This is a genomic window from Mycobacterium sp. 852002-10029_SCH5224772, from assembly GCF_001667315.1.
In the GTDB taxonomy this organism is placed as follows: domain Bacteria; phylum Actinomycetota; class Actinomycetes; order Mycobacteriales; family Mycobacteriaceae; genus Mycobacterium.
This window is the reverse complement of record NZ_LZHT01000116.1, coordinates 1-15435: the sequence shown is the minus strand read 5'-3', so window position 1 is coordinate 15435 and position 15435 is coordinate 1. Positions and strand designations below refer to the sequence as shown.

Here is a 15435-nt window from a genome sequence, read left to right as displayed (position 1 = left end):
ACAACACCAAAGGTGAGGGGGTGACGCGACATGGCCCAGCGTGAATGGGTCGAAAAAGACTTCTACAAGGAGCTGGGCGTCTCCTCCGACGCCAGTCCCGAAGAGATCAAACGCGCCTACCGCAAGTTGGCGCGCGATCTGCATCCGGACGCCAACCCCGACAATCCCGCCGCCGGTGAACGATTCAAGGCCGTGTCGGAGGCGCACAACGTGTTGTCCGATCCGGCCAAGCGCAAGGAATACGACGAAACCCGGAGGCTGTTCGCCGGCGGTGGTTTTGGCGGGCGCCGGTTCGATACCGGCGGGTTCGGGGGCTTCAACGTCGGTGGGGACGGGGCGGAGTTCAATCTCAACGATTTGTTCGATGCCGCCGGCCGTAGCGGCGGCACCAACATCGGCGACCTGTTCGGCGGGTTGTTCGGGCGCGGTGCCAGCGGCCGTCCCAGCCGGCCACGCCGCGGCAACGACCTCGAGACCGAAACCCAGCTGAATTTCGTCGAGGCCGCCAAGGGCGTGGCGATGCCGCTGCGGCTGACCAGCCCCGCGCCGTGCACCAACTGTCATGGCAGCGGTGCGCGGCCGGGCACCAGCCCCAAGGTGTGTCCCACCTGCAACGGCTCCGGGGTGATCAACCGCAACCAGGGCGCGTTCGGTTTCTCCGAACCCTGCACCGATTGCCGGGGCAGCGGCTCGATCATCGAGCACCCCTGCGACGAGTGCAAGGGCACCGGGGTCACCACCCGCACCCGCACCATCAACGTGCGGATCCCGCCCGGCGTCGAGGACGGACAGCGTATCCGGCTGCCCGGCCAGGGTGAAGCCGGGCTGCGCGGCGCGCCGTCTGGTGATCTGTACGTGACGGTGCATGTGCGGCCGGACAAGGTGTTCGGGCGCGACGGCGACGACCTGACCGTGACCGTCCCCGTCAGCTTCACCGAATTGGCCTTGGGCTCAACCATTTCGGTTCCCACCCTGGACGGCAAGGTCGGTGTTCGAGTGCCCAAGGGCACCTCCGACGGCCGCATCCTGCGGGTGCGCGGACGCGGTGTGCCCAAGCGCAGCGGCGGCAACGGCGACCTGCTGGTCACCGTAAAGGTCGCCGTGCCACCGAATTTGGAAGGCGCCGCTCAGGAGGCGCTGGAAGCGTACGCGGCCGCCGAACGATCCAGCGGTTTTGACCCACGGGCCGGATGGGCGGGTAATCGCTGATGGCCAAGGCCTCGAGAAATTCAAGAAATGAGGATGCGCGAACCTTCCTGATCTCGGTCGCCGCCGAACTTGCCGGGATGCACGCCCAGACACTGCGCACCTACGACCGCCTCGGCCTGGTCAGCCCCCGCCGCACTTCCGGTGGGGGGCGCCGCTATTCGGAGCACGACGTGGACCTGCTGCGCGAGGTGCAGAGGCTCTCGCAGGACGAGGGGGTCAACCTCGCCGGGATCAAGCGAATCATCGAGCTGACCAACCAGGTCGAGGCCCTGCAGGCACGGATCAACGAGTTGAGCGAGGAGTTGGCGCGGACGCGCGTCAGCCAGCGCCGCGATGTGGCGGTGGTGCCCAAGAGCACCGCGCTGGTGGTGTGGCAGCCGCGTCGGGGACGCTAATTCCCGCTCGGTCCCACTTGCGCCCCAAGGGTTCACCAGACAGCGACCGCAGCGACCCAAGTGGTCACTGTCATCACACCCGGATCGAAAACTGCGTCACCGCCGGTTCGCCCGGCCGCGCACAGCGGTAGCCGCCGCGGCGCAGCGCGTCGGTCGGCGCGGTCATCGGCTCAAAGCACACGATGGCCGTGGCGGGATCCTCGACCGGCGGCGCGAAGATCTGCGCCGCCGGATAGCCTCGTTCGAAATGCACCTCGATGCGGCGTCCGCCGCCGGACACCGCGAACACCGCGCCGTTGGCCACCTGGTCGTAGGCGTCGTCGAAAGTCTTGTCGCGCAACGCCTCTTCTCGTGCCGGCTGTGGCTCGGCCTGGCCGGTGGGCAGCCCCCTGTCGTCGAGACCCAGGTGGCGCAGCGCCGGCGTCTCGATGATCCAATCGCCGCGGGCCACGTCCGGCAGCTGCAGGTAGGGGTGAAAGCCGAAGCACAGCGGGACCGCCGAGTCGCCGGTGGCGGCGACGGTGGTCCGCACCGTCAGGGTCCGGTCGGCCAGCCGCACGGTAATGGTCAGCACATGCGGGTACGGGAAGCTGGCCAGCAACTGCGGATCGGCACCGAAATCCAGCTGCGCGGTCAACTCGTTGTCGGTCTCGGGAGTCACCCGCCAGCCGGGATAGGCGGCCAAGACACCGTGGATGGGCAGCCCGTTGGGGTCGGCACGCACCCCGTTTTCGCCCGGGGTCAGGGTGACCGTCGCGCCCTGTGCGGCATAGGTGTTCTCGCCCAACCGGTTTGCCCATGGATACAGGATCGGGATCCCCATCGTCTTGCCGTCGCTGATGTAGGCGTCCAGGCCGCGGCGCTGGCCGAGCAGCTCCGCGCCGTCGTCGCGTAACGACGTGCCGATCATGCCCGCGTCGGGAACGAACTGGGCAACCAGTGGCGACGAAGGATCGCGCAGGGTGACGACGTGCATGGCTACCTCCAGAGCGGATCGTGCTGAATGCGTTCGGGCACAGCGCCTTTGGCGATCAGGGCGGACTTGGTGGCGCTGACCATCGCCGGCCCGCCGCAGATCAGGATTTGCCGGTCCCCCCAGCCGCCGTACTTGGTCACCACATCGGGCAGCCGGCCGGTCTGGTGCACGTGCAGGCCGCGCGGCGGGGTGACGTCGGGATAGTCGGCGGCCCAGGCCGGGTCGGCGCGGTACTCCGAGACCGGCGAGACCGACAACCACGGATTGTGCGACGCGACCTGCCACAAGGTCGGCAGATCGTAGAGTTCGCAGCGGTAGCGCGCGCCGAAGAACAGATGTATCCGCGGGTTCACCGCATACCGGCACAGGTCCATGATCAGCGCCCGCAGCGGCGCCAGCCCCGTGCTGCCGGCGACCATCAGCACGTCGCCGCCCTCCCGGTCGACGCCCAGGCCGCCGTGCGGGCTGGACAGCCGCCACCGGTCGCCGGGCCGGGTTTCATTGACGATCGCGGTGCTGACCAAGCCGCCGGGCACCAGGCGGACGTGGAATTCGATCCCGCCGCCGGGATCGGCCGGAATGGCGGGGCTCAGATACCGCCAGCGGCGCGGGCATTGCGGCACATGGGCGTTGACGTATTGCCCGGGGTGGTAGCGCATCGGCTGATCGAGCTGCAGGCGAACGACCGCCAGATCGCGGGACACCCGCAGGTGCTCGATGACGGTGCCGTCCCACCAGGCGGGTCCCTCCTCGGCGTCCGCGGCGCCGCTCATCACCCCGGTGATCAGGTTCAGCGACTGTCTGGCCGCGTCGTCGACGGCGGAGGTCCAGGCCGCGCCCAGCTGGGAGCGCAGCGTCGCCAACAGCGCGCGACCCAGGGTTTCGTAATGATGCGGCAGCACACCGTATTTGCGATGGTCCCGCCCGAGCTGGGCCAAAAACGCCACCGGCTCCTGCGCGCGGCGCGCGACGAGTTCCCCGTACACCCAGTGCAAGGCATGGCCGAAAGCCACACGCTGCGCGCTCATTTCGGGCGGGAACAGATCGCGCACCGAGCCGTCGAGGGCGAACCAATGGGTGTAGAAGCGGTGCACGAGGTCACCGGAATCACCGTGGGAGCCCGAGGAGCTCGCGCCGTCCGGTTCGAAGGCGTCGCGCAGGACGCTCAGCGCTTGGACGTCCTCGAGGCTCACGGGCCCCGATTCTAGGCTCGGATTCCGTGGATTCAGCCTTGCCGGACGATGTTGGTGGTCCCGGAGTTCACGATCTTGGGTGAACCCCAGTGGTAGAGAACGACGTTGCCGGTTCCGGATGCGCTCGCCGCGTCCGTGCTGTCGACCGCGACGCGATTGCCGTCGCCGGAGACGGTGACGCTGGTGCAGTGGCCGGTAAGGGTGATCGTGTTGTTTTTGCCGCTCACCGACAGGTAGCCGGCGTGGCAGGGCAGCGTCTTCGTCGTGCCGGCGCCGCTGACCTGCAGCGTCCCGGCGTCCGGCACCTCAGTCGACGGGCTGCCGTTGGCGAGGTCGGTATGCAACCCGACTGAGATGAGGCCGGCGAGCGCCAATCCCGCGGCGAGGGCGGCCAGCCATAAGCCGGTGCCTCGGCGCGGGGTTCTGGCGAGCTCGGCGTCGGCCTGGTCGGGGTGCTGCATCGTCTGTGTCATCGCTTCGGGGGTACCCCGTACGGCGTATGGCCCAAAACTCGGTAGAGTTGAGCGGAACAGACTCAACCTTGACGACGTTGCACAACCAGACAAGCATTTTTGCCAGCTCCTTTTCGACCCGAACGGAGGCGTCGTGGACTCTTTCAACCCGACCACCAAGACCCAGGCGGCGCTGACCTCGGCGCTGCAGGCGGCCTCGGCCGCCGGCAACCCCGAGATACGGCCGGCCCACCTGCTGATGGCGTTGCTGACCCAGGCGGACGGCATCGCCGCGCCGCTGCTGGAGGCCGTGGGGGTCTTGCCCGCCACCATTCGCGCCGAAGCCGAGCGCCTGCTCGAGCAGCTGCCGCAGGCCAGCGGCGCCAGCTCGCAACCGCAGCTGTCGCGCGAGTCGCTGGCCGCCATCACCACCGCCCAGCAACTGGCCACCGAGATGGACGACGAGTACGTCTCCACCGAACACCTGATGGTGGGCCTGGCCACCGGCGACTCGGAGGTCGCCAAGCTGCTCACCGGGCACGGCGCGTCACCGCAGGCCCTGCGGGAGGCGTTCGTCAAGGTCCGCGGCAGCGCCCGGGTCACCAGCGCCGACCCCGAGGCCACCTACCAGGCGCTGGAGAAGTACTCCACCGACCTGACCGCGCGCGCCCGCGAGGGCAAACTGGACCCGGTCATCGGCCGCGACAACGAGATTCGCCGCGTCGTGCAGGTGCTGAGCCGGCGCACCAAGAACAACCCGGTGCTGATCGGTGAGCCCGGCGTCGGCAAGACCGCGATCGTGGAGGGCCTGGCCCAGCGCATCGTCGCCGGCGACGTGCCGGAGAGCCTGCGCGACAAGACCGTCATCAGCCTGGACCTCGGCTCGATGGTGGCCGGCGCGAAATATCGCGGCGAGTTCGAGGAGCGCCTCAAGGCCGTCCTCGACGACATCAAGAACTCCGCCGGGCAGATCATCACCTTCATCGACGAGGTGCACACCATCGTCGGTGCCGGCGCGACCGGCGAGGGCGCGATGGACGCCGGCAACATGATCAAGCCGATGCTGGCCCGCGGCGAGCTGCGCCTGGTCGGTGCCACCACGCTCGACGAGTACCGCAAGTACATCGAGAAGGACGCCGCGCTGGAGCGCCGCTTCCAGCAGGTGCTGGTCGGGGAGCCGTCGGTGGAGGACACCGTCGGCATCCTGCGCGGGCTGAAGGACCGCTACGAGGTGCACCACGGGGTGCGCATCACCGACTCGGCCCTGGTGGCCGCGGCGACGCTGTCCGACCGCTACATCACCGCGCGCTTCCTGCCGGACAAGGCCATCGATCTGGTCGACGAGGCCGCCAGCCGGCTGAAGATGGAGATCGACTCGCGGCCCGTCGAGATCGACGAGGTCGAGCGCCTGGTGCGCCGCCTGGAGATCGAGGAGATGGCGCTGGCCAAGGAGGAGGACGAGGCGTCCAAGGAGCGGCTGGAGAAGTTGCGCTCCGAGCTGGCCGATCAGAAGGAGAAGCTGGCCGAGCTCACCACCCGCTGGCAGAACGAGAAGAACGCGATCGACATCGTGCGCGAGCTCAAGGAACAGCTGGAAGCGCTGCGCGGGGAGTCCGAGCGCGCCGAACGCGACGGCGACCTGGCCAAGGCCGCCGAGCTGCGCTACGGGCGCATCCCCGAGGTCGAGAAGAAGCTCGACGCCGCGCTCCCGCAGGCCGAGGCCCGCGAGAACGTGATGCTCAAGGAGGAGGTCGGCCCCGACGACATCGCCGACGTGGTGTCGGCGTGGACCGGCATCCCGGCCGGGCGGATGCTCGAAGGCGAGACCGCCAAACTGCTGCGCATGGAGGACGAGCTGGGCAAGCGCGTCATCGGGCAGCGCAAGGCGGTGACGGCCGTGTCCGACGCCGTGCGCCGTGCCCGGGCGGGTGTCGCCGACCCCAACCGGCCGACCGGATCGTTCATGTTCCTCGGGCCGACCGGCGTCGGTAAGACCGAGCTGGCCAAGGCGCTGGCGGAGTTCCTGTTCGACGACGAGCGCGCGATGGTCCGCATCGACATGAGCGAGTACGGCGAGAAGCACTCGGTCGCCCGCCTCGTCGGTGCCCCTCCCGGGTACATCGGCTACGACCAGGGCGGTCAGCTGACGGAGGCGGTGCGCCGGCGTCCCTACACGGTGATCCTGTTCGACGAGATCGAGAAGGCGCACCCGGATGTGTTCGACGTGCTGTTGCAGGTGCTCGACGAGGGCCGGCTCACCGACGGGCAGGGCCGCACGGTCGACTTCCGCAACACGATCCTGATCCTGACGTCCAACCTGGGATCGGGTGGCACCGAGGAGCAGGTGATGGCCGCGGTGCGCTCGGCGTTCAAGCCGGAGTTCATCAACAGGCTCGACGACGTGATCATCTTCCACGGGCTCGAACCCGGCGAACTGGTGTCGATCGTCGACATCCAGCTGGCCCAGCTGCAAAAGCGGCTGGCGCAGCGTCGCCTCACGCTGGAGGTGTCGCTGCCCGCCAAGCAGTGGCTCGCACACCGCGGATTCGACCCGGTGTACGGCGCGCGGCCGCTGCGCCGGCTGGTGCAGAAGGCCATCGGTGACCAGCTGGCCAAGCTGTTGTTGGCCGGCGACGTGCACGACGGCGACACCGTTCCGGTCAACGTGAGCCCCGACGGCGACACCCTGATCCTCGGGTAAGTTGCGCCCCTCGGTGGGCGCAGCAAACCTTGATTGGGTTGTGACCTGGTCGCCTTCTGTGTTCCGGGCCAATAGCAGATACCCTGTTTTGGATGGTCCCCCTCTGGTTCACGCTGTCCGCGCTGTGCTTTGTCGGCGCGGGGGTGCTGCTGTATGTCGATGTCGATCGTCGGCGTGGGCGCAGCAGACGCCGTAAGTCGTGGGCGCGGTCGCACGGATTCGACTACGAGCGTGAATCGACCGACATCCTCAAGCGCTGGAAGCGCGGCGTGATGTCGACGGTGGGCGACGTGGCCGCCCAGAACGTGGTGCTGGGCCAGATCCGCGGCGAGGCGGTGTACATCTTCGACCTCGAGGAAGTCGCCACGGTGATCGCGCTGCACCGCAAGGTGGGCACCAACGTCGTGGTGGACCTGCGGCTCAAGGGGCTCAAAGAGCCACGGGAGAGCGACATTTGGCTGCTGGGCGCGATCGGGCCGCGGATGGTGTACTCCACCAACCTGGACGCCGCCCGCCGCGCCTGCGACCGCCGCATGGTCACCTTCGCCCACACCGCGCCGGACTCCGCCGAGATCATGTGGAACGAGCAGAACTGGACGCTGGTCGCCATGCCGATCACCAGCACCCGCACCCAGTGGGACGAGGGCCTGCGCACCGTGCGGCAGTTCAACGACCTGCTGCGGGTGCTGCCGCCGCTGCCGGAGGAAACCCCGCAGGAGGCCGGAGCGCCGGCGGGACTGCGCAACGCGTCGCCGAGCCGTCCGCTGGCGCCCGCGGGCCGCGCCGAGCTGCCGCCCAAGCGCGCCCAGCAGGATGTGGCCGGCTTGATCGGCCCCGACGTCCAGCCCGGTCGCCGCGCGCAAGAGCCGGTGCGTCGCGACCAGCCACGGCCGGAGGGGCGTCCGGATACGCTGCGCCGCCCCCCACCGACCGGGCGCAACGGCCACCAGGCCAGCAACTATCAGCGCTGACGGGTAGCCAAGGGCCCGGTGGGCCGCCGTCATTAAGATGTCGCTCATGCCCCGCCCCGTAGCCCTGATCACCGGGCCCACCTCAGGGATCGGCGCCGGGTACGCGCGACGCTTCGCCCGCGACGGCTACGACCTGGTGCTGGTCGCCCGCGACGCCGAGCGCTTGGCGAGGCTCGCCGACGAATTGAAAGACCCGGCCGGCAACATCGAGGTTCTTCCCGCCGACCTGGGCGATCCGGCTGACCGGCAACGGGTTTGCGATCGGCTCACTGCCGGAGTGCGTGTCCTGGTGAACAACGCCGGCTTCGCCACGTCTGGCGACTTCTGGTCCACCGACCCCGCGCTGCTGCAGTCCCAGCTCGACGTCAACGTCACCGCCGTCATGCACCTCACCCGGGCGGCCCTGCCGGCCATGCTCGACGCCGGCGCAGGCACCGTCATCAACATCGCCAGCGTCGCCGGGCTGGTGCCGGGGCGGGGATCGACCTATTCGGCGTCCAAGGCGTGGGTGATCTCTTTCAGCGAGGGCCTATCCGTCGGACTTCAGGGCACCGGGGTTTCCGTGCACGCCGTCTGCCCGGGCTACGTGCGCACCGAATTTCACACCCGCGCCGGGATCGACATGTCCACGTCGCCGTCGTTCATGTGGCTCGAGGTCGACGACGTGGTGAGCCAAAGCCTCGCCGACATCGCCCGCGGCAAGGTGATCAGCATTCCCGGTCTGCAGTACAAGGCGATCATCGCCGGCGAGCGCATGATCCCGCGGACCCTGATGCGGGCGGTCACCAAACGAATCGGTGGTGGCCGTGGCCGAACCTGAGCTCGAGGAGTTGGCCGAACTGGTGCGCCGGCTGGCGGTGGTGCACGGCCGGGTCACGCTGTCGTCCGGCAAGGAGGCCGACTACTACGTCGACCTGCGCCGGGCGACCCTGCACCACCGGGCCTCGGCACTTATCGGCAAGCTGATGCGCGACCTGACCAGCGACTGGGACTACGCGGTCGTCGGCGGCCTCACCCTGGGCGCCGACCCGGTGGCCACAGCCATCATGCACGCGCCGGGACGCCCGATCGACGCGTTCGTGGTGCGCAAGTCGGCCAAAGCCCATGGCCTGCAACGACTTATCGAGGGCTCCGAGGTCTCCGGCAGGCGGGTGCTGGTGGTCGAAGACACCAGCACGACGGGCAATTCGGCGCTGACCGCGGTGCGTGCCGTCCAGGACGCCGGTGGCGAGGTGCTGGGGGTGGCCACCGTGGTGGATCGCGCCACCGGTGCCGCCGAGGCCATCGAGGCCGAGGGCCTTGCCTACCGCAGCGTGCTGGGTCTGGCCGAGCTGGGGCTGGGGTAGTCAAGTCTCACCATGCGCACCGTCCTTGCGATCGCCGCGTGCCTGGCGCTCTGTCTGGCCGGCTGCTCATCGACCAACCACGCCGCGCGGCCCTACGGGGCCCAGGGAGCGCGACTCGGCGAGTCGCTGACGCTGCTGGGGTGGAACATGTCGGTGTCGAACCTGCGCTGGGACGGCGACTACGTGCTCGTCGACGTCGATGCGAGTCCGGCCTCGGCCAACGATCCGCACGCCAAACCCGAGGACATCCGCTTCGGGCTGTACGGCGCCCTGGCTCATCCGATGGAGGCCGACGGTCTGGGCAGCTGCGACAACGCGAAGACCAGCGTGCGCGACATTCCCGCGCCGCTGTCGGCGCCACGCGACCGGCTCACCGGCACGGTTTGCCTTGGGCCGCTGAAGGATCGGAGTCAGGTCCGCGGCATCTACGGCTACTCGCCGCGCGACCGGATCCCGAACAGCTCGTCTGCCTACCCGGTCGCCTTCCCGGTGGGCCTGTTGCCGACCAACCCCAACGACAGCGGGGGCCTGGCCGTCAAGACCGCCAGCCTGACCGCGTGGCGGGCGGACGGCAAGCCGGTGACCAAAGCGCAACTGGGTGATCCGGGGGCGTTCACCGGCAACGGCTACATGCTGCTCGGGTTGGAAGCCGACGCCGTCGCGGCCCGCTACCGCGACGAGTCCGCCAAGCGGGGCGGCCCGATGATGCTGCTGGCCTCGCCGACGCTGCCCGCCCCGGGGCTGAATCCGGCCTGCGCGACGTACGGGTCGTCGGTGCTGATCCTGCCCGAGGCGTCCCTGGACGCCGTGCACGTCAACGCGTCGCTGTGCACCCAGGGCGGGATCAACGACGCGCTGTTCTACGCGACGCTGGCCGTCGACGGCACGCACGCCGGGGTATGGACGCAGCGATGAGCGGACCCGGGCCCACCGAATGGTCCGCGACCCCGCCCGCCGGCGTCGGGCCGTGGCCGGGCGAACCACCCGACGACCCGCGGTATGACCCAATCCTGTTGCGCGAGGGCGACACTCGCAATGTCGTCGACGCCTACCGGTACTGGACGCGGGAAGCGATCATCGCCGACATCGACCGGCGCCGGCATCCGCTGCACGTGGCGATCGAGAACTTCGGTCACGACGCCAACATCGGTTCGGTGGTGCGCACCGCCAACGCCTTCGCGGTGCACACCGTGCACATCGTGGGGCGGCGACGGTGGAATCGCCGCGGCGCCATGGTGACCGACCGCTATCAGCGGTTATGCCACCACGACGACACCGCCGAGCTGCTCGCCTTCGCGGCGGACGCCGGTCTGACCGTCGTCGCCGTCGACAACGTCCCGGGGGCGGCGCGTCTCGAGGAGACCGCGCTGCCGCGCGAGTGCCTGCTGGTGTTCGGTCAGGAGGGCCCCGGCATCACCGACGACACCCGAACCGGCGCGACGCTGACGGTGTCGATCGCGCAGTTCGGCTCGACGCGCAGCATCAACGCGGGGGTCGCCGCGGGAATCGCCATGCACGCCTGGGTCGAGCAGCACGCCGACCTGTCCCGCGCCTGGTAGCGCACCGACCTCGAGTGTGAGTCCACGGCCTTGAGAGTGAACGGGCGGCGGTCCCGCCCGGCGTGTCGCCGCCGCACAGTCACACCGAAAGCCCGGTGTTCACACTCCACGCCGTGACGACGCGCGGAAAGCCGATGGGGCAGGATCGGCAGGTATGGATCAGCTATGGGCCAACCTCGCGGCCAGCTGCGAAGCCGCTGTCACCCAGCGACACCTGAAGCGGCTGTGGGGACTGCCCGCAACCCAGCTCGGGGTGGTGGCCTGGCCGGCGCAGCGCAAAGACCGGTGGTTCGGCACCTGGCACTACTGGTGGCAGGCGCATCTGCTGGACTGCCTCGTCGACGCCGAGGCGCGCGATCCGCAGCCGCACCGGCACGCCGAGATCAACCGGCAGGTCCGGTCGCATCGGCTGCGCAACAACCTCTCGTGGATCAACAGCTACTACGACGACATGGCCTGGCTGGCGCTGGCGCTCGAACGTGCCGCCCGCATCGCCGGCGTCGAGCGCCGAAAAGCGTTGCCCAAGCTCGCCGCCCAATTCGTCAAGGCCTGGTCGCCCGAGGACGGCGGCGGCATCCCCTGGCGCAAGCAGGACAAGTTCTTCAACGCCCCGGCCAACGGCCCCGCGGGGATCTTCCTCGCCCGGTACGGGAATCACCTGAAACTTGCCGAGCAGATCGCGAATTGGATCGACCAGACGCTGATCGACCCCGAGACGCACCTGGTGTTCGACGGCATCAAGGCCGGGTCGCTGGTGCGCGCCCAGTACACCTACTGCCAGGGCGTGGTGCTGGGGCTCGAGACCGAGCTGGCCGCCCGCACCGGGGCGGAGGTCCGGGCGCGGCACGCGGCGCGGGTGCATCGACTGGTCGCGGCCGTGCACGACCACATGGCACCGGCGGGTGTGCTGGCCGGCGCCGGCGGCGGCGACGGGGGGCTGTTCGCCGGTGTGACCGCGCGGTACCTGGCGCTGGTGGCGACCACGCTGCCGGGGGAGTCGCCGGAGGACGTGGTGGCCCGCGACACCGCCCGGCGGATCGTGCTGGCCAGCGCGAAGTCTGCCTGGGACTATCGGCAGACGGTGAACGGGCTGCCGGTGTTCGGCGCCTTCTGGGACCGCGACGCGCAGGTGCCCACGGCGGGCGGCAAACAGGCGGAGTTCGTCGAGGGCGCGGTGATGGCTTCCGAGGTCCCCGAACGGGATCTGTCGGTGCAGCTGTCGGGGTGGATGCTCATGGAGGCCGCCTGTAACGTCTCCGCCGAATCGTCGCACAAGGACAGGAGTGCCCTGTGAAGAAAGTCCACCCCGACGCGGAGTCGGCGTTGCACGGCCTGCTGCAGGACGGCATCACCATCGCCGCCGGCGGCTTCGGCCTGTGCGGCATCCCGGAGAAGCTGATCCGGGCTCTGGTGGACAGCGGCATCAAGGACCTCACCATCGTCGGAAACAACGCCGGCGTAGACGATTTCGGCATGGGCCTGCTGCTCAAGGGCAGGCAGGTGAAGAAGGTGATCGCCTCCTATGTCGGCGAGAACAAGGAGTTCGAGCGCCAGGTGCTGGCCGGCGAGCTGGATCTCACGCTCACGCCGCAGGGCACGCTGGCGGAGAAGCTGCGCGCCGGCGGCGCGGGGATTCCCGGGTTCTACACGCGGACGGCCTACGGCACCAATCTCGCCGACGGCAAGGACACCCGGGTCTTCGATGGCACGGAATACGTTCTGGAAGAAGGCATCCGGGCGGATGTGGCGCTCGTCAAGGCGTGGAAGGGCGACACGGCGGGCAATCTCGTCTACCGCAAGACCGCGCGTAACTTCAACCCGATGATCGCCACCTGCGCCGCGGTGACGGTGGCCGAGGTCGAAGAGCTGGTCGAGGTCGGGGAGCTGGATCCGGACCTGGTCCACACCCCCGGCATCTATGTGGACCGCATCATCGTGGGAAGCGGCTACGAGAAGCGCATCGAGTTCCGCACCACGAGCGGTGGCGCCGCGCTGAAGAACGACAGCCCCATTCGCGAGCTCATGGCCCAGCGCGCGGCCCGGGAATTGCGCGACGGCTACTACGTGAACCTGGGCATCGGCATCCCGACGTTGGTGGCCAACTTCATTCCCGACAACATCAACGTCACGCTGCAGTCGGAGAACGGCTTGCTCGGCATCGGGGCCTACCCGAGCGAGGACTCCGTGGATCCCGATCTCATCAACGCGGGCAAGCAGACCATCACGAGCCTGCCCGGCTCCAGCTTTTTCAGCAGCGCCGATTCCTTCGCGATGATCCGCGGTGGCCACATCGACCTGTCCATCCTGGGCGGGCTCGAGGTGGCCGAGAACGGCGACCTGGCCAACTGGATGGTGCCGGGCAAGATGGTCAAGGGTCCAGGCGGCGCAATGGATCTCGTGTCGGGCATCAAGCGGGTGATAGTCGTCATGGATCACACCGCGAAAGACGGCAGCCCGAAGATCCTCAAGCAATGCACGCTGCCCCTGACCGGCAAGGGCGTCGTCGACATGATCATCACCAACCTGTGCGTCTTCGACGTCGAGCCGGGCCAGGGGCTGGTGCTCACGGAATTGCATCCCGGCGTGACGGTCGAGGACGTCCGCGCCAAGACCGGCTGCGATTTCAAAGTCGCGGTCTGACCCGCGCGTGGCCGGCTACTCGGAGGCCGGCTGCCGTTCGGGTTCGCGGCTGGCCGTGTCCGTCGGGCGGCGTCGCCCCCGATAACCGCGCCAGGCCGCGATGAACGCCGGGATCATGGACACGAACAGGATCCCCAGGATGATCTTTTCCAGGTTGTGGTGCACGAACGGCACGTTGCCCAGGAAGTAGCCCGCGAGCGTCGCACCGCCGCCCCAGGCGATGCCGCCGACGATGTCGAACCCCAGGAACAGCGGATAACGCATGTAGGACACCCCGGCGATCACCGGCACGAACGTCCGCACGAACGGCGCGAACCGGGCCAGGATGATCGCCCAGGCCCCGTACTTCTCGAAGAAGGCATGCGACTCGGTCACGTAGTGCTTCTTGAAGAACCGGGAATCTTCCTTTTTGAACAGCGCGGGCCCGATCCGCCGCCCGATGAAATATCCGGTTTGATCGCCCAGCACCGCGACCGTAGCCACGCAGGGCGCCAGCACCCAGATGCTGACCGGTGGATGCGGGTGCGCGGCCAGCAGTCCGCCGGTGAACAGCAGCGACTCGCCGGGCAGCAGCGGAAACAGCAGCCCGGTCTCGATGAAGACGATGACCAGGATCCCGGGCAGCACCGCCGACCCGAAGACGCCGTCGGCGCCCAACCAGTACATCGGGTCGAGGATGGCGGGCAGGGCCGTCACGGCGGTGCTCATGATCCATCAACATACCGGCCCGGGGCGAGCCGCCGACCGACCTGGACGATACTGGGTGGACCCGGCCGCAGAAGGGGGTTCTGATGCCCATCGCCACGCCCGAGGTTTACGCCGAGATGCTGCGACGCGCCAAGGAGCACTCGTATGCCTTCCCCGCGATCAACTGCACCTCCTCGGAGACGGTGAACGCGACCCTCAAGGGCTTCGCTGACGCGGGCAGTGACGGAATCATCCAATTCTCCACCGGCGGTGCGGAATTCGCGTCCGGTCTGGGGGTCAGGGACATGGTGGCCGGTGCGGTGGCGCTGGCCGAGTTCACCCGGTCCATTGCGGCCAGGTACCCGATCAACGTCGCGCTGCACACCGATCACTGCCCCATGGACAAGCTGGACGCCTATGTCCGCCCGTTGCTGGCGATCTCGGCCGAGCGGGTGAGCGCGGCCGGCGAACCGTTGTTTCAGTCGCACATGTGGGACGGTTCGGCGGTGCCGATCGACGAGAACCTGGTGATCGCGAAGGAACTGCTCACCGAGGCGGCGGCCGCCAAGGTCATCCTCGAGATCGAGATCGGCGTGGTGGGCGGGGAAGAGGACGGCGTCGCCAACGAGATCAACGACAAGCTCTACACCACGCCGGAGGACTTCGAGAAGACCGTCGATGCGCTGGGCCACGGCGAGCACGGCAGGTACCTGCTGGCCGCCACGTTCGGCAACGTCCACGGCGTCTACAAGCCCGGCAACGTCAAGCTGCGCCCCGACATCCTGGCCCAGGGGCAGAAGGTGGCGGCGGCCAAGCTGGGACTGCCCGACGGCGCCCGGCCGTTCGACTTCGTCTTCCACGGCGGCTCGGGCTCGCAGAAGTCGGAGATCGAGGAGGCGCTGCGCTACGGCGTGGTGAAGATGAACGTCGACACCGACACCCAGTACGCGTTCACCCGCCCGATCGCCGGTCACATGTTCAGCAACTACGACGGCGTGCTCAAGGTCGACGGGGAGGTCGGTGACAAGAAGGCCTACGACCCCCGCAGTTACCTCAAGAAGGCCGAGGCGTCGATGTCCGAGCGCGTGGTTCAGGCGTGCACCGACCTGCACTGCGCCGGAAAGTCCCTCTCGGGCTAACCGTCCGCGTCGCTATCCCCGAACGTGCGGCTGGCCGCGCGCGCGCTACCGAACGTGCGGCCGGCCGCACACTCGGCCACAAGCTAGCCGCTGGGGGACTGGCAGATCTTCCACTGGTCGTCGCGGTACTGCAGGTCCAGGCTGCGGGTGGAGCGCACCAGCGGGTC

The 15435-nt window shown here is 68.7% G+C and carries 16 protein-coding genes; 11 read left to right on the top strand and 5 right to left on the bottom strand.

Annotated features, from left to right (window positions below; all coding sequences use genetic code 11):
• The first annotated feature begins 30 nt into the window (after positions 1 to 30).
• Complete coding sequence (dnaJ, locus tag A5775_RS20855; RefSeq protein ID WP_067256593.1) at positions 31 to 1209, top strand: molecular chaperone DnaJ; 1179 nt, start codon at positions 31 to 33, stop codon at positions 1207 to 1209.
• Complete coding sequence (locus A5775_RS20850; protein ID WP_067256591.1) at positions 1209 to 1604, top strand: heat shock protein transcriptional repressor HspR; 396 nt, start codon at positions 1209 to 1211, stop codon at positions 1602 to 1604. Before dnaJ ends, A5775_RS20850 begins: the two co-directional genes overlap by 1 nt.
• A 73-nt stretch (positions 1605 to 1677) precedes the next feature.
• Here A5775_RS20850 and A5775_RS20845 read toward each other — a convergent pair whose 3' ends face one another.
• From A5775_RS20845 to A5775_RS20835, 3 genes are read right to left on the bottom strand one after another with little or no spacing between them, the layout of a single operon-like run.
• A complete protein-coding gene (locus A5775_RS20845; protein WP_067256588.1) occupies positions 1678 to 2580 on the bottom strand; it encodes an aldose 1-epimerase in 903 nt (300 codons plus the stop codon).
• A 2-nt stretch (positions 2581 to 2582) separates the two neighbouring features.
• Entirely contained in the window at positions 2583 to 3773 is a 1191-nt protein-coding gene (locus tag A5775_RS20840) for an FAD-binding oxidoreductase (protein ID WP_067256586.1), read from the bottom strand.
• 32 nt (positions 3774 to 3805) lie between these two features.
• On the bottom strand, positions 3806 to 4246 hold the full coding sequence (locus A5775_RS20835) for a DUF3060 domain-containing protein (protein WP_231995233.1): 441 nt from the start codon (positions 4244 to 4246) through the stop codon (positions 3806 to 3808).
• Positions 4247 to 4379: 133 nt separating this feature from the next.
• Between A5775_RS20835 and clpB the strand changes: the two genes are divergently transcribed.
• The 8 genes from clpB (at position 4380) to A5775_RS26140 (ending at position 13442) form a co-directional block, all read left to right on the top strand.
• Positions 4380 to 6926: an ATP-dependent chaperone ClpB gene (clpB, locus tag A5775_RS20830; RefSeq protein WP_067256583.1), complete on the top strand. Its 2547-nt coding sequence runs from the start codon at positions 4380 to 4382 to the stop codon at positions 6924 to 6926.
• Positions 6927 to 7018: 92 nt separating this feature from the next.
• Entirely contained in the window at positions 7019 to 7897 is an 879-nt protein-coding gene (gene ttfA / locus A5775_RS20825; RefSeq protein ID WP_067256581.1) for a trehalose monomycolate transport factor TtfA, read from the top strand.
• A gap of 46 nt (positions 7898 to 7943) precedes the next feature.
• Entirely contained in the window at positions 7944 to 8717 is a 774-nt protein-coding gene (locus A5775_RS20820) for an SDR family oxidoreductase (RefSeq protein WP_067256674.1), read from the top strand.
• Positions 8704 to 9243: an orotate phosphoribosyltransferase gene (gene pyrE / locus A5775_RS20815; protein WP_067256676.1), complete on the top strand. Its 540-nt coding sequence runs from the start codon at positions 8704 to 8706 to the stop codon at positions 9241 to 9243. Before A5775_RS20820 ends, pyrE begins: the two co-directional genes overlap by 14 nt.
• 12 nt (positions 9244 to 9255) lie before the next feature.
• A complete protein-coding gene (locus A5775_RS20810; protein WP_067256579.1) occupies positions 9256 to 10158 on the top strand; it encodes a hypothetical protein in 903 nt (300 codons plus the stop codon).
• On the top strand, positions 10155 to 10802 hold the full coding sequence (locus tag A5775_RS20805; protein WP_067256671.1) for an RNA methyltransferase: 648 nt from the start codon (positions 10155 to 10157) through the stop codon (positions 10800 to 10802). The genes A5775_RS20810 and A5775_RS20805 overlap by 4 nt, the downstream gene beginning before the upstream one ends.
• Positions 10803 to 10956: 154 nt before the next feature.
• On the top strand, positions 10957 to 12096 hold the full coding sequence (locus A5775_RS20800) for a glycoside hydrolase family 76 protein (RefSeq protein ID WP_067256576.1): 1140 nt from the start codon (positions 10957 to 10959) through the stop codon (positions 12094 to 12096).
• Positions 12093 to 13442, top strand: coding sequence for a 3-oxoacid CoA-transferase (locus tag A5775_RS26140; RefSeq protein ID WP_067256574.1), 1350 nt, complete (start codon positions 12093 to 12095; stop codon positions 13440 to 13442). The genes A5775_RS20800 and A5775_RS26140 overlap by 4 nt, the downstream gene beginning before the upstream one ends.
• A 15-nt stretch (positions 13443 to 13457) precedes the next feature.
• Here the strand turns inward: A5775_RS26140 and A5775_RS20790 are convergent, their stop codons facing one another.
• Positions 13458 to 14150, bottom strand: coding sequence for a DedA family protein (locus tag A5775_RS20790; RefSeq protein ID WP_067256572.1), 693 nt, complete (start codon positions 14148 to 14150; stop codon positions 13458 to 13460).
• 83 nt (positions 14151 to 14233) lie between these two features.
• On the opposite strand from A5775_RS20790, the gene fbaA reads away from it, so the two are divergent.
• On the top strand, positions 14234 to 15268 hold the full coding sequence (fbaA, locus tag A5775_RS20785) for a class II fructose-bisphosphate aldolase (protein ID WP_067256570.1): 1035 nt from the start codon (positions 14234 to 14236) through the stop codon (positions 15266 to 15268).
• Between the two features lie 83 nt (positions 15269 to 15351).
• Here the strand turns inward: fbaA and A5775_RS25930 are convergent.
• On the bottom strand, positions 15352 to 15435 hold an 84-nt coding region (locus A5775_RS25930), incomplete at its 5' end, for a hypothetical protein (RefSeq protein WP_231995237.1).